Raw genomic sequence first — 21,162 nt, 5'->3', positions numbered from 1 at the left:
GGCTACAAACGATCGGCGTGATGCAGTTGGACAAACTTATCCCACAGCTGCTCGTTAGACTCAACCCAAGCAGGATCGATCGATATCGTATTATCAATTGGGCAGACCAACTGGCAAGTTGGCGTTTCGTAATGACCCACACATTCCGTACAGCGCATCGGGTCAATCTGATAGATTTCCGCACCCATGGAAATTGCCTCGTTAGGGCATTCCGGCTCGCACATGTCGCAATTAATGCATTTACGAGTGATCAACAGGGCCATGATTTTCTTACCTTAGGTCGGGTATTCTGAACAGCGGAGGATTATACGCCTCTGAACTCCTTAGACCAGTTTTTTCATCAGTGCCGCACTGTGCTTAATGTGATCCTGAGCGCTTTCAAGATCTTGCTGAATCATCGCCATAAACAGCAGGTCCGTCAGGGCATATTGCGCGGTGCTTGAAGATATCGCGGCACTGCGAATGGCTGGCTCTTCTGAGATGGTATACAGGCAATGGTCAGCGCGCTGTTGCAAACTGTTGGGGGAGAAGCTGGTCAGTGCCAGTACCTTAGCACCACACCGCTGTGCCTCTTCAGCGGCCAGATTGATCTCTCGGCGTTCACCGCTAAAGGAGATCGCCAACAGCAAATCCCGCGAATCTAATGCTTGCACGGCGGCCAACTGGGCATGCATATCCGTTTCCGATACCGCCATCACGCCAATTTTTAACAGCTTATAGGCAAGATCTTTCGCCACCAGCCCAGATGCACCAATACCGGTCAAGATAATACGTCGTGCTGCCCGCAGCATCTCTAATGCTTGGGTGAGGCGCTGTTCACTGTTGATATCCAGTGTCGCCCGCAGTGCGGCGGCTTTTTCACTCAATAGCTTTTCGCCGACGGTTTTTAAGCTATCGGTACTCAGAATTTGGTTGTGAAGTGTGACGGCCTGCGCTGGTGCGGCGACCACCTCGCTCAGTGCCAGCTTCAGAGCCGGAAAGCCTTTGTAGCCTAATTTCTGAGCAAATTTGACCACCGCAGATTGACTGACACCGGTCTGCAACGCCAATCGCTGCGAACTCAGATGGCGTGCCTGCTCAGGATTGGTCAGCAGAAAGTCGGCCAGCTTGCGGTCATTTTGTGCCAGCGTCGGGTAGAGCTGGCGGATACGTAGAAGAGTGCTCATAAATCAGTTCCTGAATAAGGGAAGCTATTTTGCCATGCGGGTTAAGAATACCCATAAAAACAGAGGGCAAAGGCTAAGTTAGCGAGCATAACACCCTTTTTTTGTGATCATCCGATGAATGCGACAAGAAAACAGTCGCTTTAATGAATATTATATTCAATTATAAATAAATATTTTTGAATTAAAAATTCAACGAGGAACAAATCATGAATCTGGGCATGTTAATTTCTGAAAGTCGTAATCCGGCCACTATGGAGTTGGACAAACTCTCTACGCTGGCGATGCTGACCTGCATTAATGATGAGGATCGCAAAGTGCCGGAGGCCATTCGCTTGGTTTTACCGGCGATTGCGCAGGCGGTTGATCTGGCAGCCGAGGCACTCAAGCAGGGCGGGCGGCTGATCTATCTGGGGGCTGGAACTAGCGGCCGGCTCGGGGTTCTGGATGCCTCGGAATGCCCACCGACCTTTGGTGTGCCTCATGGCATGGTGATTGGCTTAATTGCGGGCGGCCCCAGTGCGTTACTCAAAGCCGTAGAAGGGGCCGAAGATGATATGGCGCTCGGGATGCGGGATCTGCAAGATTTAAATCTTACCGCAACCGATATGGTGGTGGGTCTGGCAGCCTCGGGCCGTACCCCCTATGTCATTGGTGCTCTGCGCTATGCCCGGCAACTTGGCTGCCCGACGGCGGCCATCTCCTGTAATCCAGACTCCCCTATCGCGCAGGAAGCATTGGTTGCCATCTCACCCGTGGTCGGGCCGGAAGCGCTGACCGGTTCCACCCGAATGAAGTCGGGTACGGCGCAGAAATTGGTACTGAATATGCTATCCACCGGGGCGATGGTCAGGTTGGGTAAGGTTTACCAAAATCTAATGGTGGATGTGAAAGCGACCAATGTGAAGCTGGTCGATCGTGCTTGCCGCATTGTGGTTGAGGCTACCGGAGCCAGCCGCGCGGAGGCTGAAAATGCACTGTCACAAACTGAATTTGAAGTGAAACCCGCCATTTTGATGATTCTGAAAGGGGTGAGCGCCGAGCAGGCCCGTCAGGATCTCCAGCAGCATCAGGGCTATTTGCGCGCAGCATTGTAAGACTCACTCTCAGAGGATCGGCGATGGATAAGTCAACCATATTGGCAACACAAATACTTGCGGGCATTGGTGGCGAAGGGAATATTCTCAAACTTGAGAACTGCATGACCCGGGTGCGCATTGTGGTGAAAGATGAGCAACTGCCGGATTTGGTGCTGCTTAAGCAGTTGGAGGGCGTAAAGGGTTACATCAAGCAGGGGGATCAGCATCAGCTGATTGTTGGCCCCGGTGCGGCGTCAAAAGTGGTTGATCGTATGCGTACCTTGTTGAAAAGCCAGAGAGATGACACTGCGGTGTCTCTGGATGATATCAGCCGTAATAAGGCGCAGGCCAAGGCCAAATATGCCGCCCCGATGAGTGAAGCCTTAAGGCAACTGGCTAACATATTCATCCCGATCATCCCTGCATTTATCGCATCAGGTTTGATTATGGGGATAGTAAACCTGCTGAAACGACCTGATATCTCAGGAGATCTGGCGCTGCAATACCCGAATCTGCTTGGCCTGCTGGCCATTTTCGGTAGCGCGGTTTTTGCCATTATGAATATTCTGGTGGGGGTCAATGCGGCCAAGGTCTTTGGCGGCTCAGCGGCGATGGGCGGGGTGATGGCGGGGATTCTGACCAGCCCGGCACTGGCGCAAATCACCCTATTCGGCGAACCATTGCAGCCAGGGCGCGGCGGTGTGATTGCTGTGTTACTGGTGGTGGCCTTAATGTGCTGGCTGGAGAAGTGGCTACGCCAGCGCTTACCGGAGTCCATCGAGCTTATCGTCAACCCACTGCTGACCACTCTGATTACCGCCTCACTGGCGATTGTGATTTTGCAGCCACTGGGCGGCTATATTTCCGAGGGCATCACTCATGGTGTCAATTTGGCGATTGATCATGGCGGTTTGCTGGTGGGGGCGCTGTTGTCTGGTTTCTTCCTGCCACTGGTATTGACCGGGCTGCATCAAGGGCTAGTGCCTATTCATGTGGAGCTGGTTCAGGCTCACGGAGCCAATCCACTGCTGCCGATTTTGGCTATGGCGGGGGTCGGGCAGGTGGGGGCCGCGTTGGCGGTGCTAATGAAAACCCGGAATAGTCGATTGAAAAAAGTGATCAAAGGGGCGTTGCCCGTGGGGATTCTGGGCATCGGTGAGCCGCTGATTTTCGGTGTCACCTTGCCGCTGGGCAAACCTTTCATTGCGGCTTGCTTAGGAGGCGCGGTCGGCGGGGCACTGATCAGTTATTGGAAAGTGGCGACCGTGATTACGTTTGGTATTTCCGGCTTACCACTGGCGCTGACTATCGTCACTGGTAAAGTGATGTTGTATTTAGTGGCTATGGTTGTCACCATACTGGCAGGTTTTCTATTTACTTGGTTTATGGGATTCAATGACCCTGAGGAGTAACTTTTGAGTGCAGAGCAGGCCACATCCCCCTTTGAGCAAGCTGACACTGATTCTAAGGCCGCACGCGAGCCGCAAGTCGCCAGTGCCAAACGCGTGGTCTTTTTTGATTTAGATGGCACTTTGCATCAGCAGGATATGTTTGGCAGCTTTTTGCGGTTTTTGTTGCGCCACCTGCCACTGAATCTGTTGCTGGTGATCCCGCTACTACCTGTGATTGGGCTGGGATTGCTGGTTGGGGGGCGCTGCGCCCGCTGGCCGATGAGTCTATTGCTGTGGGCGGCGACTTTTGGGCGGCGTGAAGCCCATCTAAAAGATTTGGAGTTGCGCTTTGTGAAGGCATTTCGGCAGAAAGTCACCGCGTTTCCCGTGGTGGTGATGCGGTTGCGCGAATATCTGGAGAGCAGTGACGCCGAGGTCTGGTTGATTACTGGTTCGCCGCAACGACTGGTCGAACAGGTTTACCATGATTCAGCCTTTATTCACCGCTTACGGCTGGTGGGCAGCCGCATGGCACGGCGCAATGGAGGGTGGGTGCTGCCCCTGCGCTGTTTAGGGCCAGAGAAAGTGGTACAACTGGAGCAGCGCTTGGGTTCGCCGCTGAAACTCTACAGTGGATACAGCGACAGTAAGCAGGATAACCCGCTATTGCACTTCTGCGAGCATCGCTGGCGGGTCAGTAAAACGGGCGAATTGCAGCAACTGGAATAAAGACAGCTGCTACTATTCGCCACGTTAATGGGTTCGGCCCTTAGTGGGTGACATCATTGTCATGGTGGCCGAGCTGCCAGATCCGCTCAGCATGTCTTCCCAGCAACCATAAACTGATGCCCAGCAGCAGGAAGAACAGGGTTTTTGGCATCGCATCCCAGAAAAACTCAAAGAAGCGGGTATACAGGTTGATAGCGAGGAATGTCAGGCCAAAGCCGCGCAACATCGCATCATCCCGTTTTAACCCCAGCCAGATAGCGGCTCCGGCGGCGATGGCAAACAGTAAACTCCAGTGCATCAGCTCTATTTGGCGGGTCTGATACCAGTGCTCAATGTCACCGTAATTGCCAAAAATAGACAGTATCCATAAGGCGATAAACAGGTAGAGCAGCCCCATCGCCTGCGACACACGATCGAGTCGGCGTATGGCCAGTTGCGGTTGCAACGCCAGCGCGGCTGCGCAAAGCAGCAAGCCAAAGGCGATAAAGCGCAGTGGGAAGTTCATGCCCAACCAATAAGCACCCCAACCCGAGGCATAGCCGGTTTCCGCGCCAAAGGCATTCCCCAGCGAGAGTAGGGCAAATAGCCACACCAGCGGTGAGCGGCCTAACCAACCCACCACGCCATAGATAAGGGTGCCGAGCAGCAATAGCACGGAGTACCGCCCGCTGCCATTATCCAGCCAGAGACCGAGTTGGCCGATGGCGGCAGCCGTCATTATGACGCCGAGGAACAATATCGCCTCATTGCTGTAGATTTTACTGGGATCTTGCCGACGGCGGCGAAAGCCCCAAGCATAAAAAAGGGCGGCTAAAACCCCGGTGACGATGACCCGAATCGGCGGATCAAAGCGGAAAAATTGGCTAATCCAAGCCAACAGGAAAGTGTCGGCCATTAAGCTGCCAATGGCGATAACCAGTGACGCCAGTGCCGCGAGGAAGGCATAACCGGCTAGCCTGCGCCAGTCAAAAGGCTGAATATCAATGTGGTTGATTAAGCGCTGATGCTCTTCCTCGGGGATCACCCCTTCATTGGCCCATCCATTGAGGGTTTTGCGCACAATCGCGGCATTTTTCTTGCTGAGCTTCATTTATCTGGCTTCCATTATCAGAGAACACTCATATCAGGGCGTATCCTTTCGGTCAGATACGTTTTCTATCTAGGCGAAACATTAACCGATCATCCTCTATTGAGCTACTTTATCTGTATCTCGCGAGGTGATCGTGGGGATAACGGGTGTAGCGGCTATCGTTAGCTGTGTATAATGCACGCCGCAAAAGGACCAGAGAGGTTAATGTGTCTGCTGATAATAATTTATCTTCTGAATGTGTGTCGGCCGCTGAGTACAGTGATGAGTACTGGATGCAGCGCGCAATGACGCTGGCCCTGCGCGCGCAGGAAGAGGGTGAAGTTCCGGTGGGTGCCGTGTTGGTGCTGGATAATCAGGTGATTGGCGAAGGTTGGAATCGCTCCATTCGCGATAATGATCCCACCGCTCATGCAGAGATCATGGCGCTACGCCAAGGTGGGCAGGCGGTGCAGAATTATCGCCTGCTGGAAGCCACCTTATATGTGACCTTGGAACCTTGCGTGATGTGCGCCGGGGCGATGGTGCACAGCCGGATTCGCCGCTTGGTGTATGGTGCGAATGATCTGAAAACTGGGGCGGCGGGATCGCTGGTGGATATTTTACGCCATCCAGGGATGAATCATCAGGTCGAGATCAGTGCTGGCGTGCTGGCTGACGCCTGTTCCCATCAGTTGAGTGCCTTTTTTCGCCTGCGGCGGGAGCAGCAGAAGGCATTGAAAATCGCGCAACGGAACTCTCTGGACGAAAATTAACCCGTGCGCGATAGCGTGATATCGCGATAGCTTGATATATAGAATGAAGGCTAGTTATTGATTGACCAGCCGGGGGCGACCACCGGGTAGGCTCTCCCCAACTCCGCCTCGATCGCGGCATGTTGGGCTGCTTTTTTCTCTTTTTCCTGCAAATATCCCACCAAACTCACCTGATAACGGCGGATGTTCTCGACGTAATTATAGGCTTCGTGACCACGGGCGTAGCCATAGGTGGTGCTTGGGTAGTAGCGTTTTTGGCTCAGCATGGGGAGCCGCATTTTGACATCAACCCAACTGTCTGGATTGCCATTCTGGTTTTTGGTGAGGCGGCGTGCATCCAGCATATGACCATAACCCATATTGTAGGCCGCCAGCGCGAACCAAATGCGCTCATCTTCGGGGATGGTTTCCGGCACTTTTTGCATCAGTCGCTGTAAATAAACAGAGCCGCCTCTGATGCTCTCTTCGGGATCAACCCGGTCTTTGACCCCTAAACCATCTGCGGTAGCGCGGGTGAGCATCATCAACCCCCGCACGCCGGTCGGTGAGGTGGCTTGCGGGTTCCAGTGTGATTCCTGATAAGCAATGGCGGCCAACAACTTCCAATCGATATCGCCCGCATGTTTTTCAAACAGTGGCCGGAAGGTGGGCAGCACATTGTCGATGGCGGACAGGAAGGTTTTGGTATCGACATAATCAAAGCTGCCGACGTGGCCGAGATATTTCTCCTCTAGCCGCGCCAAACTGCCGTCCTCCACCATCTGGCTGTAGAAATCGAGCATCGCCGCATACAGGCTATCATCACTGCCTTTGCGGAAATACCACGTCACGGGCTCTTCATCCGTCACATCAAAGGCGACCGCCAACTGTGGGTGAATGCGTTGCAGCAGGGCGATGGTGATGGAATCACCGAGGGTATAGTCGAGTTTGCCGTCAGCCACTTGCTCCAGTAACTCTTTTCCTGAGCGATCAACGGACGATCCCCAGTTAAGGTCGGGATACTTGCTCTGCTTGAGCTGTTTTAGCGTGGTCATGTGAGCTGAACCGGAGGCGACGATCAGTTGCCCTTTCAGATCACTGAATGATTTTGGTCGCGGTGTGCCCACCCGGTAGACCAACTGTTGCGAGACGGAATAGTAGGCAGGGCCAGTGCGCGCCCGATTGAGACGCTCACGGTTATAAATCAGCCCGGCAGCCAGCATATCGGCATCATTGCTATCTAAAGCATCAAACAGATCGTCAATATTATGGCGCGGGGTCATGACCAGCTTGACCCCCAGATAATCAGCAAAACGCTTTGCCAGCTCATAGTCGAGGCCGGAAGGGCCATCTTTTCCGGGCGTGTAGATCAGCGGTGAACTAATTGTGCTAACTCGCAGTTCACCACTGGCTTTTATGCGATCGAGTTGCCCCTCCTGACCATTGCGCCAAGGAATATTGGGCCACAGCGCGAGGGCCAAAAGTAAGGCAACGACAGCGATAACAAAGTAATTTAATTTTATGCGCGTCAAATAGTTATCTCTCGGCAGCGCTCTTTATCTATGTGTCGTGAAGCGAAGATCGACATGGTTAAATCCCCAGTGGAGTGGCATTTTGCGCAACAAATCGTCACTGTGCAACTTTATTGCGAGCTTATTTCTGCGGTAAGCAGCCGATAACCTTAACCGCAGTTTCTGACGCAATTATGAATAATAGCTACGCAAACGGTTTCGTCGGCGGCTTAGATTCACTATAATGGCGCGCGTTTTCCCCCAGTCATTGCACCAATAAATGCTGCGCCCAATGAAGTGCTGGTCCAGTCGCTTCGAAGACGAGAGAAACTTAGATTATGGAAATACTGCGTGGTTCGCCCGCTTTGTCGGCTTTTCGTATTACCAAACTGCTGTCCCGTTGTCAGGATGCTCACCTGCCGGTGAGTGATATCTACGCCGAATATGTTCACTTTGCCGATGTTAGCGCACCCCTGAGTGCTGATGAACATGCCAGACTCCAGCGGCTGCTTAAGTATGGACCCTCTCTCCCTGAGCACGCGCCAAAAGGGCGTTTACTGCTGGTGACCCCAAGACCGGGAACCATCTCTCCGTGGTCTTCCAAAGCCACTGATATCGCGCACAACTGTGCATTACCACAAGTTCTGCGTCTGGAGCGGGGTTTGGCTTTCTATATTCAAGGCCCGAATCTGAATGAGAGCCAATGGCAACAACTGTCGGCGCTGCTACATGACCGCATGATGGAGACGGTATTCACCGATTTGCAGCAAGCAGAACAACTTTTCTCTCATCACCAGCCCGCTCCGGTACAACGGGTGGATATTCTGGCGCAGGGCCGCAGTGCACTGGAGCAGGCCAATACGAAATTGGGTCTGGCACTGGCATCGGATGAAATTGATTATCTGCTGGCCGCCTTTACTGGGCTTGGGCGCAACCCGACGGATATCGAACTGTATATGTTTGCTCAGGCAAACTCTGAGCACTGCCGCCATAAGATTTTTAACGCAGATTGGATTATCGACGGTGTTGCTCAACCTAAAACACTGTTCAAAATGATCAAAAACACCTTTGAACACACGCCGGATTACGTGCTGTCTGCTTATAAAGACAATGCAGCGGTGATGGAAGGTTCTCAGGTCGGGCGCTTCTTTGCTGCACCAGATAATGGCGTTTATGGCTACCATCAGGAAGAAGCCCATATTCTGATGAAAGTGGAAACCCACAACCACCCGACGGCAATTTCGCCATGGCCGGGGGCGGCGACTGGCTCCGGCGGAGAAATCCGTGATGAGGGTGCCACTGGGCGTGGCGCGAAACCGAAAGCGGGTTTGGTGGGCTTCTCCGTCTCTAACTTGCGAATTCCTGGCTTCGAACAGCCATGGGAAGAGAATTTCGGCAAGCCAGACCGGATCGTCACCGCGCTGGATATCATGACTGAAGGCCCCTTGGGCGGTGCCGCATTTAATAACGAATTTGGTCGTCCAGCACTGCTGGGCTACTTCCGCACCTATGAAGAGCGGGTTAACAGCCATAACGGCACTGAGCTACGGGGCTACCATAAGCCGATCATGTTGGCGGGCGGGATTGGTAATATCCGCGCGGATCACGTGCAAAAAGGCGAAATCACTGTCGGCGCTAAGCTGGTGGTACTTGGCGGCCCGGCAATGAATATCGGTCTGGGCGGCGGTGCAGCTTCCTCTATGGCCTCCGGTCAGTCTGATGCGGATCTCGATTTTGCCTCGGTACAGCGCGATAACCCAGAAATGGAACGCCGCTGTCAGGAAGTGATTGACCGCTGCTGGCAGTTAGGTGACCACAACCCTATTCTGTTTATCCATGACGTCGGCGCGGGCGGTCTATCCAACGCCATGCCAGAGCTGGTCAGCGATGGCGGCCGGGGTGGCCGTTTTGAACTGCGTGACATTTTGAACGATGAGCCGGGCATGAGCCCGCTGGAAGTGTGGTGTAACGAATCTCAGGAACGTTATGTCATGGCGATCGCCCCCGCGCAGATGGCTCAGTTTGACCAGATTTGCCGCCGGGAACGCGCCCCTTACGCGGTGATTGGTGAAGCCACTGAAGAGTTACATCTCACCCTCAATGACCGCCATTTCGATAATCAACCCATTGATATGCCGCTGGATGTGCTGCTGGGTAAAACGCCGAAAATGCTGCGTGACGTCAAAACCTTGCAGGCCAAAGGTGAAGCGCTGCAACGCGCGGATATCACCATTGCCGATGCGGTAAAACGGGTCATGCACCTGCCTGCGGTGGCAGAGAAAACCTTCCTGATCACCATTGGCGACCGCACCGTCACTGGCATGGTCACTCGTGACCAGATGGTCGGCCCGTGGCAGATCCCGGTGGCTGACTGCGCCGTCACCAGTGCTAGCCTTGATAGCTACTATGGCGAGGCGATGTCGCTGGGCGAACGCGCCCCCGTGGCCCTGCTCGATTTTGCCGCCTCAGCTCGTTTGGCGGTCGGTGAAGCACTGACCAATATCGCCGCCACCCAAATTGGTGAGCTAAAGCGCATTAAGCTGTCGGCCAACTGGATGTCAGCAGCGGGCCACCCCGGTGAAGATGCTGGTTTGTATGATGCGGTGCGCGCGGTCGGCGAAGAGCTTTGTCCGGCGCTGGAAATTACCATTCCAGTGGGCAAAGACTCCATGTCGATGAAAACTCGCTGGCAGGAGGGTGACGAGCAGCGCGAAATGACCTCACCACTGTCACTGGTGATCACTGCTTTCGCCCGCATCGAAGATGTGCGCCATACCGTGACACCTCAATTGCGGATGGATAAAGGCGACAATGCCCTGCTGCTGATTGATCTCGGCGCAGGCCACAATGCATTGGGTGCGACTGCGCTGACTCAGGTCTACCGCCAGTTAGGGGATAAACCAGCAGATGTGCGCGATGTGCAACAACTGGCGGGCTTCTTCAACGCCATGCAGCGCTTGGTGGCTGATCAGGCTCTGTTGGCCTATCACGATCGCTCTGACGGCGGTTTGTTGGTGACCTTGGCTGAAATGGCCTTTGCCGGTCACTGTGGTATAGATGTCGATATTCACTCTCAAGGCAACGATTCACTGGCTGCATTGTTCAATGAAGAGTTGGGTGCAGTGATTCAGGTGCGCGCCGAGCAGCGCGCTGCTGTGGAGAAAGTGCTGGCAGACCATGGGTTGGCAAATTGTGTTCACTATCTGGGCCGGGCAGTGGAGGGGGATACTTTCGCTATTCGCCGTGGCACCGAGGTGGTTTACCATGAAAAACGTAGCACCCTGCGTTTGTGGTGGGCTGAAACCACTTGGCAAATGCAGCGTCTACGGGATAACCCGGATTGCGCGGATCAAGAGCATCAGGCGAAACAGGACGAACGCGATCCTGGCTTGAATGTGAAACTGACCTTCGATCCGGCTGAAGATATCGCCGCGCCGTACATCATCAAGCAAGCTCGACCTAAAGTGGCTGTGCTTCGTGAGCAAGGGGTTAACTCCCACGTTGAAATGGCCGCTGCTTTCCACCGCGCCGGTTTTGATGCTATCGATGTGCATATGAGTGACCTGCTGGCTGGGCGCACTGATTTGCGCGCCTTCCAGACTTTAGTGGCCTGTGGCGGCTTCTCTTACGGCGATGTCTTGGGCGCGGGTGAGGGCTGGGCGAAGTCGATTCTGTTCAATGACCGTGTTCGTGATGAGTTCGAAGCCTTCTTCCATCACCCTGAAACACTGGCGTTGGGGGTCTGTAACGGCTGCCAAATGATGTCTAACCTGCGTGAATTGATTCCCGGCGCGGAGCACTGGCCACGATTTGTTCGCAACCTGTCCGATCGCTTTGAAGCGCGCTTCAGTCTGGTTGAAGTGGCGAGCAGCCCGTCGCTGTTTATGCAGGATATGGTCGGTTCACGGATGCCTATTGCGGTTTCACACGGCGAAGGGCTGGTGGAAGTGCGTGATGCTGCGCATTTGGCTGCATTGGAACAGAATAACTTGGTGGCATTGCGCTTTGTAAATAATGACGGCGCAGTTACCGAGCAATATCCGGCTAACCCGAACGGCTCAGCTAACGGGATTACGGCCGTGACCAGTGCCAGTGGTCGGGCAACAGTCATGATGCCACATCCTGAGCGCGTCTTCCGTACGGTCAGTAACTCGTGGCACCCCGAAGAGTGGGGCGAGGATAGCCCGTGGATGCGGATGTTCCGTAATGCACGTAAGCAATTAGGCTAAGCCGGGTTAACTATTTTAGGGGTATTGCTCTGATACCCCTTATTCATTTTTTCGTTATCAAATTATTGTGTTATTGGACTATCAAGAATGTAAATGTTTTATTTGCCGAAAGCTTATCATTATTATAAGCATCTATTACCAGTTCGTAATGTCCCATACTCATCTCTTTAGCTAATATGGCGACACCAACCGAACGATTATTAACAAAACCTGATGCATCGCCATAGATAACGTTATTTCTTCTCACATAAGCATAATAGTTTAGGAACTCATTGGAACTTATAATAAAGTCAACTATGGCGTTGTTTTCTACAAGGTGATAGGTGCTTCTGACATCATTCACTGTGAACTCTGGGAGGGCACTGTCTCCAGCGTTCATGGCCAGTGGCGCTAAACTAGCACCCTGCTCCATTATGGCGTATGTGGGTTTTACGGCATGAGCATTAAAGCAAGTGATGATAAATCCGAGTGAAATAGAAACTAATATTGTATTAGATATTTTCAGCATAATACCTCCGTGGGGAAGTGCTCATATTATGGCGTTAATAGCGTGATTTATCATGAAAGTCATTATCTGATATTTTTTATCGCGACTAGAGCCGAGTGATTAGCGTGACTCGTTCGCTGCAATTATTAAATCTCATAATTTATGATGTGATGGTGATTTTAGTTGTCGTGCATAAGTTGAGGGGGGGCAGACGGTAGGGAGTCCGATGGTTAAACGCTGATTGGATAAATGTTAAAGCAATGATTATTAAGGTTTTTAGTTTTATTGTCGGGAAACTGAGACAATCACCTGAATGTGTGTCTCAAAAAGGAGACATTTAATCAATTGATTTTTATAGATTTTATTTTTATGGGTGTTCAGTGTCGGGAAACGGCGACAAAACAGCGGAAATGCTGCCACAGTCACTACGTGATTTTCGAATATGATGGTTTTTTAAAATAAAATAGTAAATAAATTCAATCATTTAATAAAATTAATTAAAACTTGGCACGCTTTCTGCATTATTACTGTCAGATGCTCATTCACCTTTTTATGATAGTCCCGCTGTTAAGCGGAATATGCGCTTCATAAGCCATCGAATGATGCCTAAGACTGGTACCTATCGTCCACCTAAACCGATATCGTGTGAATACACATTATCAAACATCGGGCGACACGTTGAGTGAGGTACCGCCTATGTCCTGCTGTGATGAGTTGTTCATCAATTTTGGACATATATGGATGCTATTCGTCTCATCCTCCCGATGATTGCTTCGGCTTCATCAAACTGGAGACGATGTATAAGGGCATCCACATATTCTGCAACGGGGCAATTTATTGCCCCGTTGTCACATTTAATGGTTGTGACATTTAAAACTCTCCATTCCGGCTGTCTCTGACACTAAAAGCAGGTCTGATGACGATTTTGACGATAATGAACAAGCAACCTCGATGAAAAGCACTTTGCTCAAAGCTCAGTGCTTTTTTTTTATCCCGCACATCGTGATATCGGTATTTATTGAGTTGCAAGCATTGTAATCCTGACAAAGTCAGTTAGCATCACAACAGAATGATAGGTAATGAGATGATTTCGTTGAAAAGATGGCGCTTATTTCCCCGATCTTTACGTCAACTGGTGCTCATGGCATTTCTGTTGGTGCTGCTGCCGCTATTGGTTCTGGCCTATCAGGCTTATCAAAGCCTTGACCATTTGAGCACGCAGGCGGCTGATATTAATCGCACTACGCTGGCAGATGCCCGGCGCAGCGAAGCCATGACCAGCATCGCGCTCGAAATGGAGCGTAGCTATCGCCAATATTGTGTATTGGATGATGCGACACTGGCGAAGTTGTACCAGCATCAGCGTAAACAGTACGCGCAAATGCTGGCGACCCATGCCCCTATCTTGCCGGATGCCCGCTACTATCAAACTCTGAGTGGTCTACTAGACCAACTTTCTGATATTCAATGTAAAAATAGCGGCCCGGAACAGAACGCCTCCACTTTATTGGAGCAGTTCTCTCGCTCGAATGCCGAAATGGTACAGGCCACCCGCGATGTGATTTTCTCTCGCGGTCAACAACTGCAAAAAGATATCGCCGAACGTGGGCAATTCTTTGGCTGGCAATCCCTGCTGCTGTTTTTAGTGAGTGTGCTATTAGTAGTGCTATTCACCCGTATGATAATCGGGCCGGTTAAAGGTATCGAGCGAATGATTAATCGCTTGGGGGAGGGGCGGCCACTGGGTAATACGGCCTTGTTTAAAGGGCCACGGGAGCTACGTTCACTGGCACAGCGCATCATTTGGCTCAGCGAGCGCTTGGCCTGGCTAGAGTCACAGCGCCATGAGTTTTTGCGCCACATCTCCCATGAATTGAAAACGCCATTAGCCAGTATGCGCGAAGGAACCGAGCTGCTGGCTGATGAAGTTGCCGGGCCATTGACGCAAGATCAAAAAGAGGTGGTGGCTATCCTCGATAATAGCAGCCGCCATTTACAGCTACTGATTGAGCAATTGCTGGACTATAACCGCAAATTAGCGGATGGCCCCGGTGAACTTGAAAATGTTGAACTGGCCGAAATGGTCGAGGATGTGATCTCCGCGCACAGTTTACCGGCGCGAGCCAAGATGATCCGCACCGAGCAGGATTTGCAGGTGGACATTTGTTGGGCAGACCCAACGCTATTAATGCGGGTATTAGATAATCTCTACTCCAATGCGGTACACTATGGCGAGGAATCCGGTACCATTTGGATTCGCAGTCGTCAGGTAGATAACCGCGTACAAATCGATATCGCCAATAGCGGGGCGCCCATCCCGAATTCAGAAGAAACAATGATATTTGAGCCTTTTTTCCAGGGAAGCCATCAACGAAAAGGGGCTGTCAAAGGCAGCGGATTGGGGCTGAGTATTGCTCAGGATTGTATCAGACGCATGCAGGGCGACTTGCAACTGGTGTCCGTAGATTACGCCGCCGTCTGTTTCCGTGTTGAATTGCCATTAACCGCCGAGAATGAATGAATAATGTACAAATGGTCTATGAGCAGCATCATTAAAAAGACCGTCTTTTTATCACGTCCTACATCAACTGTGGCCGCTATAGCAGCGGGCAGTCAGGGCACGGGTATTTTTTGGCGAGCGTTATTGCTGGCCCCACTTTTACTCACCGGGTGTACGGATAATCCTGCTAGCAACCGTTTTTCACAAGCGGTCCAGATGGTGATGCCGGAAACGAAAATCGTTGATTATCGTACCTTATCCTGTGATGTGCTGTGGGATCTTGATGATAAAGAGACGTTGGAAAACTCGCTTTACTGGTTAAGGGCGATGGACTGTGCCGAGCGTCTGGGTTCAACGCAAGCGCGAGCATTAGCGAAAACCTTGCCAGTCGCAACATGGTCTGCGGCCTTTAAACAAGGCATTTTGATTAGCAGTGCCGAGCCGTCAATGGCCGAACGGCGTCAGGTGGTTGAACGCCTGAACAGCTATAGCCAAACCATCCCCGGTGCTGTGCGCCCACTGATTCAACTGTGGCGCGAGCAGCAGGTTCTGCGCATCTCCCTTGCTGAAGAGCGAATTCGCTATCAGCGCTTACAGGACGAATCGGATGCTCAGATTGATCGTCTGCGGGAGAGCCAAGTCCGGTTGCAATATAACTTACTGGACACTACCCGTAAGTTGGAAAATCTAACCGATATCGAACGGCAGCTCTCCTCGCGTAAGCAGCTACAGAATGAAATTCCGGAAACTGACGCGGAGAGCAAACCCGCAGCAGCGGCACCCAAAGCGACAGAGGCTAAACCTCAGCCCAAAGTGGAGCCAGCCAAACCCGTTGAAGCTAAACCGATTGAAGCCAAACCAGTAGAAACTAAGCCGGCTGAGGCTAAACCGACTGAAGCTAAGCCAGTAGAGACTAAATCGGCAGAAACTAAGCCGACTGAAGCTAAACCGACTGAAACTAAGCCAGTAGAAACTAAGCCGACAGAAACGAAACCGGCAGAAACCAAGCCCATCGACGTCAAGCCAGTGGCACCTCAACCTGAGGCTAAATCGGCAGCACCATTAATAGAAAAACCGGCTGATACTCCGCCAGTGGTGCCGCCAACGGATGTCTCCCCTGCGACGAATAAGGAATCTCATGACGCCACGCAAACCGGCCAATCTACTGCTGGTTGATGACGACCCCAGCTTACTTAAGTTACTGGGGATGCGTTTAACCAGCGAAGGATTTAATGTCACCACCGCTGAAAGCGGTCAGGAAGCATTGCGCCTGTTAATGCGTGAGAAGATTGATTTGGTGATCAGTGACTTGCGGATGGACGAAATGGATGGCATGGCGCTGTTCGTCGAAATTCAGAAGCATCAACCCGGTATGCCAGTGATTATCCTGACAGCTCACGGCTCGATTCCTGATGCCGTCGCCGCGACTCAGCAAGGGGTGTTCAGCTTCCTGACCAAACCGGTTGATCGCGATGCTTTATATAAAGCAATCGATGCAGCTTTAGCGCTTTCTATGCCTGCCGGTGATGATTCTTGGCGCGAAGAGATAGTGACCCGCAGCCCAGTGATGTTGCGCTTGCTGGAACAAGCTAAAATGGTGGCGCAATCTGATGTCAGCGTGCTGATTAATGGGCAAAGCGGCACGGGTAAAGAGGTCTTGGCGCAAGCTATCCATGCAGCTAGCCCTCGGGCGAAAAAAGCCTTTATCGCCATCAACTGTGGCGCGTTACCTGAGCAGTTGCTTGAGTCCGAATTATTTGGTCATGCCAAAGGCGCATTTACTGGTGCAGTCAGTAGCCGTGAAGGGCTATTTCAGGCCGCCGAAGGCGGTACACTTTTCTTGGACGAAATCGGCGATATGCCGTTGTCTTTGCAGGTGAAATTGCTGCGAGTCTTGCAGGAGCGCAAAGTGCGCCCATTGGGCAGTAACCGCGATTTAAGCATTGATGTCCGAGTGATCTCCGCCACGCACCGCGACTTGCCTAAGGCGATGGCGAAAAATGAATTTCGCGAAGATCTCTACTATCGTTTGAATGTGGTGAATCTGAAAATCCCTGCGCTACATGAGCGCTCAGAAGATATTCCGCTGTTGGCGAACCATCTGTTACGTGAATCAGCCAAGCGCCATAAGCCCTTTGTCCGTAGCTTCTCAACCGACGCCATGAAACGGCTTATGACGGCCAGTTGGCCCGGTAACGTGCGCCAGTTGGTCAACGTCATCGAACAATGTGTGGCATTAACCTCGGCACCGGTGATCAGTGAAGCACTGGTTGAACAGGCGCTGGAGGGGGAAAATACCGCATTACCGACGTTTGTTGAGGCGCGTAATCAATTCGAATTGAATTATTTGCGTAAGCTGCTACAAATCACCAAAGGTAATGTGACCCAAGCCGCCAGAATGGCGGGGCGTAACCGAACCGAGTTTTACAAATTGTTGTCACGCCATGAGCTGGATGCCAACGATTTTAAAGAATAACTGTTGTTAATCAATGACAACGCTGATAACCGAGTTTAAATACAAATGAGCAGATCACTTTCCATTGCGTTAGCCCAGTTGAACTGGCTGGTTGGCGATATCGAAGGCAACACTGAACGTATGTTGCAAACCTTAAATGAGCAGCAGAAGGCGGGGGCCGATCTGGTCATGTTCTCTGAGCTGGCTTTGTCCGGTTATCCGCCAGAAGATCTGCTGTATCGCGATGATTTTTATCAACGCTGTGAAGCGCAACTGGATCGTTTACAAGCCGCAACCCAGCATATCGCGGTGCTGGTGGGTCATCCGTGGCGCGAAGCGGGTCACCTGTACAATGCATTATCACTGTTTTCTGAGGGTAAATTGCTGGCGCGTTATTTTAAGCAGCAATTGCCGAACTACGGCGTGTTCGACGAAAAACGCTACTTCTCAGCCGGCCATGAAAGTTGTGTGGTGGCGCTAAAAGACTACCGCCTCGGGCTGCTGATTTGTGAAGATTTATGGTTCGATGGCCCGGTTGATGCCGCGAAAGCTGCCGGTGCAGAAGTGCTGCTGTCGATCAATGCCTCCCCTTACAACCGCGAAAAACCCTATATCCGTAAAACTTTGATGGCCGCACATTGCCAGCGAACGGGTTTGCCCTTGGTCTATCTCAACCAGATTGGCGGGCAGGATGAGCTGATTTTTGATGGCTGTTCCAAAGCCTTCGATGCGGCGGGTAACCTGACCCACCGTTTGGCCGCATTTGCTGAGCAAACTACCTTATTGCAGCTCAATGAGTGCGAAGTGGTGCCGATGATGGCTCCCGCCGCAGAATTACCACCATTAGCGCAGGTCTATGAGGCGCTGGTGTTGGCGGTGCGTGATTACGTCACGAAAAATGGCTTTAATGGCGCGGTGCTGGGCTTATCCGGTGGGATTGACTCTGCATTGACACTGGCGATTGCCGTTGATGCGCTGGGTAAAGATAAGGTTCAGGCATTGATGATGCCGTTCCGATACACCGCAGATATCAGTATTGCCGATGCCAAAGAGGAAGCGGAAATTCTGGGCATCGAATTTGATGTGCTCTCCATTGAGCCGATGTTTGATGCTTTCATGGGCCAACTAGCACCGATGTTTGCCAATACGGCGCGTGATACCACGGAAGAGAACCTTCAGGCGCGTTGCCGTGGCGTGGTGCTGATGGCGCTCTCCAACAAGCGCCGCAGCATTGTATTAACCACTGGCAATAAAAGTGAAATGGCCGTGGGTTATGCCACCTTATACGGTGATATGGCGGGCGGTTTTGATGTGCTGAAAGATGTGCCCAAGACCTTGGTATTCAAATTATCGGAGTACCGCAATACGGTCTCCTACGTGATCCCACAGCGGGTGATCACCCGCCCACCGTCTGCGGAACTGGCACCCGATCAGAAAGATGAAGACAGCCTGCCGCCTTATGATATTTTGGATGCCATTCTCGAAGGTTATGTCGAGCAAGATAAGTCGGTGGCCGATTTGGTCGCAGACGGCTTTGATGAAACTATCGTGCGTAAGGTCATCCGCTTGGTAGATATCAATGAATACAAACGGCGTCAGTCAGCTGTCGGGCCGCGCATCACTGCCCGCAATTTTGGTAAAGATAGACGCTATCCGATTACATCAGGCTTTGGCCGCAAGAATTGGTAACAACAGGGATTCACCATGAAAAAAATTGACGCGATTATTAAGCCATTCAAACTGGATGATGTCCGTGAGGCGCTAGCTGAGGTTGGCATCACTGGGATGACAGTGACAGAAGTCAAAGGTTTTGGCCGCCAGAAAGGGCATACCGAACTGTACCGTGGCGCTGAGTATATGGTGGATTTCCTGCCAAAAGTCAAAATCGAAATTGTGGTGGCGGACGATATCGTCGATACCTGTGTCGAAGCGATTATGCAGACAGCGCAGACCGGTAAAATCGGCGATGGTAAAATTTTCGTGTTTGATGTCTCCCGCGTGGTACGTATTCGCACCGGTGAGCAGGACGAAGAAGCGATTTAATTTCTGCCTCACTGGCAACAAAAAAGCCCGTTCGTGCAAAACGATACGGGCTTTTTCTTTTTTACATCTCAAGCTGACTTATATTGAACGCGGCCATTTAGGCAGGAACAAATAGCCCCAACCAGTAGAATATATTCAGCACTATACCGGCGATAATCACCGCGACCACTGGGGCTGCAATTTTCATCACTGGGCGGCCAATCGCCTCGTTGAGGAAATAGAGCGCTGTGGTGATGGTGAAACCGGTGTATCCGGCCATCTTGATCGAGGCAAAAATAGCCCCGATTAACAGCGCGTACTCCATCAGCAAGTTCATGGCGTTACGGATATTATCCGAGGCATTGCGTACTGATGGGAAGCGGCCCAACCATTTACCGATTGAACGTAACATCAACACTTCCAGCGATATCACTATCGCCCCGAGCACGCCTGCCAGCAATGGGTTAGGCACCAGATAGCCGACCACAAAGACGAAGGTGAACCCCGCCACCGCGTAAACCCCGGTCGCCAGTGCGGTAGTCGCAATCAACGGCACGAAGCCGAGACCGCGCATAAACTCAGCCAGTGAGGCTTGATGGATCAGGGCCAGCGATTCTTCCGGCGTGATACCGGGGGCATAGGCTTTCGCCAGTGTATAGATCGACACTTCGCTACCGCCGAAGATCTTCATACTTGCCACCGCTGAGATTAACCCGCCGACAATCGCCAGCATGGGGAGATTTTTAATGATGCGCTGGGTTCGCTCTTCAAACACAGAGTGCCCACCACCTCCTAGGTGGGTTTTTGCTCGCAAGTCTTGGGCGATGGCGATACCAATCAGCAGCACCATGCCAACGAAAATCTCAATCGATTCAGGGAATAATCCCGTAAAACGGGTAATCAACAGACGGGTCAGCAGCACCACAAAAGCGGAGACAACCGCGGTTTTCCAGCCAAATTGATAGAAAATAGCCACCAGTGGGAACAGGGCAAAGGCGGAAATGACCGGGCTGCTCAGCTCCCCTAACGAGCCAATAAAGTTCACTGGCAATGAGGTGAGCGCGGTGTTCACCGCAGGCAGGCTAGTGAGGGCCAAAATGCCCCAAGCGGCACCGAGTGCGAAGGCCAGATAGCTATTGATCGCCAGCACACCAATGATGTCGGTGGGCAGGAACAGTAACCAGGAGTTAAGCAGACCGGTTGAGAGCGTAAACGAGATACCAACGGAGGCAATAAAGCCGACACTCAGACCGAAAGCGATACTGCCCGCTTCACGGCGGCTCATGTTTCCTTCAACCAATTGCGGCAAAATCGGGCGGATGCCGTCATGGAACACGGCAACAGAACGGTGAGAAAGCAACGCAGTCATCCCTGTTAGCAGAGCAACCACAACAATATGAATATAATCCACGGTGGCCCCTTAGCGTAGCTGTGTAATCAGCAATGGGATGGCATGTTCAATATGTTCGACGGATAAGCCAAACGCCACTTTACCTTCTGCCACCACTTTTTCTATTTGCTCAGGTTTGGCTTTGATGCCGGGTTTGGCGATAGTCGCGCTTTTGTTGTAGCCAATAATCGCGATAGCCATGGATAATGCCGCGCCAGCACCGGTATTACAGGCACCAATGTAGTAATCCAACTGTCCCTCTTTCACTTTGACGGCTGCATCCATGTCCGAGAGAATAAATGTCTCAAAGGTATTCGGAGCCGTCTGCTCAATCATTTCGCGAATTAATTCTCGTTGCAGCCCGGCAATGCCAATCTTCTTCATA

17 protein-coding genes are annotated in these 21,162 nt (G+C 51.9%); 10 read left to right on the top strand and 7 right to left on the bottom strand.

Going from position 1 to position 21,162, the window contains the following annotated elements:
- Window positions 1–2 precede the first annotated feature (2 nt).
- Together HRD69_RS20130 and HRD69_RS20125 are read right to left on the bottom strand one after the other, a co-directional pair.
- Window positions 3–263 carry a YfhL family 4Fe-4S dicluster ferredoxin gene (locus HRD69_RS20130; RefSeq protein ID WP_032813912.1) on the bottom strand — a complete coding sequence of 87 codons (261 nt, stop codon included), beginning with the start codon at window positions 261–263 and terminating at the stop codon, window positions 3–5.
- A gap of 60 nt (window positions 264–323) precedes the next feature.
- Window positions 324–1,166 carry a MurR/RpiR family transcriptional regulator gene (locus tag HRD69_RS20125; RefSeq protein ID WP_004874624.1) on the bottom strand — a complete coding sequence of 281 codons (843 nt, stop codon included), beginning with the start codon at window positions 1,164–1,166 and terminating at the stop codon, window positions 324–326.
- A 206-nt stretch (window positions 1,167–1,372) separates the two neighbouring features.
- On the opposite strand from HRD69_RS20125, the gene murQ reads away from it, so the two are divergent.
- The 3 genes from murQ (at window position 1,373) to yfhb (ending at window position 4,362) form a co-directional block, all read left to right on the top strand.
- Complete coding sequence (gene murQ, locus HRD69_RS20120; protein ID WP_004874625.1) at window positions 1,373–2,260, top strand: N-acetylmuramic acid 6-phosphate etherase; 888 nt, start codon at window positions 1,373–1,375, stop codon at window positions 2,258–2,260.
- Window positions 2,261–2,283: 23 nt separating this feature from the next.
- Window positions 2,284–3,654, top strand: coding sequence for a PTS transporter subunit EIIC (locus tag HRD69_RS20115; RefSeq protein WP_004874626.1), 1,371 nt, complete (start codon window positions 2,284–2,286; stop codon window positions 3,652–3,654).
- A 93-nt stretch (window positions 3,655–3,747) separates the two neighbouring features.
- A complete protein-coding gene (gene yfhb / locus HRD69_RS20110; RefSeq protein WP_080545005.1) occupies window positions 3,748–4,362 on the top strand; it encodes a phosphatidylglycerophosphatase C in 615 nt (204 codons plus the stop codon).
- Window positions 4,363–4,402: 40 nt separating this feature from the next.
- On the opposite strand, the gene HRD69_RS20105 is transcribed toward yfhb, so the two are convergent.
- Complete coding sequence (locus HRD69_RS20105) at window positions 4,403–5,452, bottom strand: DUF2157 domain-containing protein (RefSeq protein ID WP_004874628.1); 1,050 nt, start codon at window positions 5,450–5,452, stop codon at window positions 4,403–4,405.
- Window positions 5,453–5,619: 167 nt separating this feature from the next.
- Between HRD69_RS20105 and tadA the strand changes: the two genes are divergently transcribed.
- On the top strand, window positions 5,620–6,204 hold the full coding sequence (gene tadA / locus HRD69_RS20100) for a tRNA adenosine(34) deaminase TadA (protein WP_032813915.1): 585 nt from the start codon (window positions 5,620–5,622) through the stop codon (window positions 6,202–6,204).
- Window positions 6,205–6,254: 50 nt separating this feature from the next.
- On the opposite strand, the gene mltF is transcribed toward tadA, so the two are convergent.
- Window positions 6,255–7,715 carry a membrane-bound lytic murein transglycosylase MltF gene (mltF, locus tag HRD69_RS20095; RefSeq protein ID WP_004874630.1) on the bottom strand — a complete coding sequence of 487 codons (1,461 nt, stop codon included), beginning with the start codon at window positions 7,713–7,715 and terminating at the stop codon, window positions 6,255–6,257.
- A 317-nt stretch (window positions 7,716–8,032) separates the two neighbouring features.
- On the opposite strand from mltF, the gene purL reads away from it, so the two are divergent.
- Window positions 8,033–11,923, top strand: coding sequence for a phosphoribosylformylglycinamidine synthase (gene purL, locus HRD69_RS20090; protein WP_004874632.1), 3,891 nt, complete (start codon window positions 8,033–8,035; stop codon window positions 11,921–11,923).
- 70 nt (window positions 11,924–11,993) lie between these two features.
- On the opposite strand, the gene HRD69_RS20085 is transcribed toward purL, so the two are convergent.
- Window positions 11,994–12,431, bottom strand: a complete 438-nt coding sequence (locus tag HRD69_RS20085; RefSeq protein ID WP_032813917.1) for a hypothetical protein — start codon at window positions 12,429–12,431, stop codon at window positions 11,994–11,996.
- 1,063 nt (window positions 12,432–13,494) lie between these two features.
- Between HRD69_RS20085 and HRD69_RS20080 the strand changes: the two genes are divergently transcribed.
- The 5 genes from HRD69_RS20080 to glnB are packed head-to-tail and all read left to right on the top strand — an operon-like array spanning window position 13,495 to window position 19,408.
- Window positions 13,495–14,931, top strand: a complete 1,437-nt coding sequence (locus HRD69_RS20080; RefSeq protein ID WP_032813919.1) for a sensor histidine kinase — start codon at window positions 13,495–13,497, stop codon at window positions 14,929–14,931.
- An 18-nt stretch (window positions 14,932–14,949) separates the two neighbouring features.
- Entirely contained in the window at window positions 14,950–16,086 is a 1,137-nt protein-coding gene (qseG, locus tag HRD69_RS20075) for a two-component system QseEF-associated lipoprotein QseG (RefSeq protein WP_152412082.1), read from the top strand.
- On the top strand, window positions 16,049–17,386 hold the full coding sequence (gene glrR / locus HRD69_RS20070; RefSeq protein WP_032813923.1) for a two-component system response regulator GlrR: 1,338 nt from the start codon (window positions 16,049–16,051) through the stop codon (window positions 17,384–17,386). The genes qseG and glrR overlap by 38 nt, the downstream gene beginning before the upstream one ends.
- 45 nt (window positions 17,387–17,431) lie before the next feature.
- A complete protein-coding gene (locus HRD69_RS20065; protein WP_004874638.1) occupies window positions 17,432–19,054 on the top strand; it encodes an NAD+ synthase in 1,623 nt (540 codons plus the stop codon).
- Window positions 19,055–19,069: 15 nt separating this feature from the next.
- A complete protein-coding gene (gene glnB, locus HRD69_RS20060; RefSeq protein ID WP_002231018.1) occupies window positions 19,070–19,408 on the top strand; it encodes a nitrogen regulatory protein P-II in 339 nt (112 codons plus the stop codon).
- A gap of 97 nt (window positions 19,409–19,505) precedes the next feature.
- Here glnB and HRD69_RS20055 read toward each other — a convergent pair whose 3' ends face one another.
- Together HRD69_RS20055 and HRD69_RS20050 are read right to left on the bottom strand one after the other, a co-directional pair.
- The gene (locus HRD69_RS20055; protein WP_050413186.1) at window positions 19,506–20,756 is read right to left on the bottom strand and encodes a YhfT family protein; all 1,251 of its coding nucleotides are present in this window, start codon (window positions 20,754–20,756) and stop codon (window positions 19,506–19,508) included.
- A gap of 51 nt (window positions 20,757–20,807) precedes the next feature.
- A complete protein-coding gene (locus tag HRD69_RS20050; RefSeq protein WP_004874640.1) occupies window positions 20,808–21,161 on the bottom strand; it encodes a DUF2620 domain-containing protein in 354 nt (117 codons plus the stop codon).
- Between the last annotated feature and the right edge of the window lies 1 nt (window position 21,162).

Origin of the sequence: Yersinia mollaretii ATCC 43969 (assembly GCF_013282725.1) — a bacterium.
GTDB lineage: Bacteria > Pseudomonadota > Gammaproteobacteria > Enterobacterales > Enterobacteriaceae > Yersinia > Yersinia mollaretii.
This window is presented reverse-complemented; position numbering and strand designations above follow the sequence as displayed.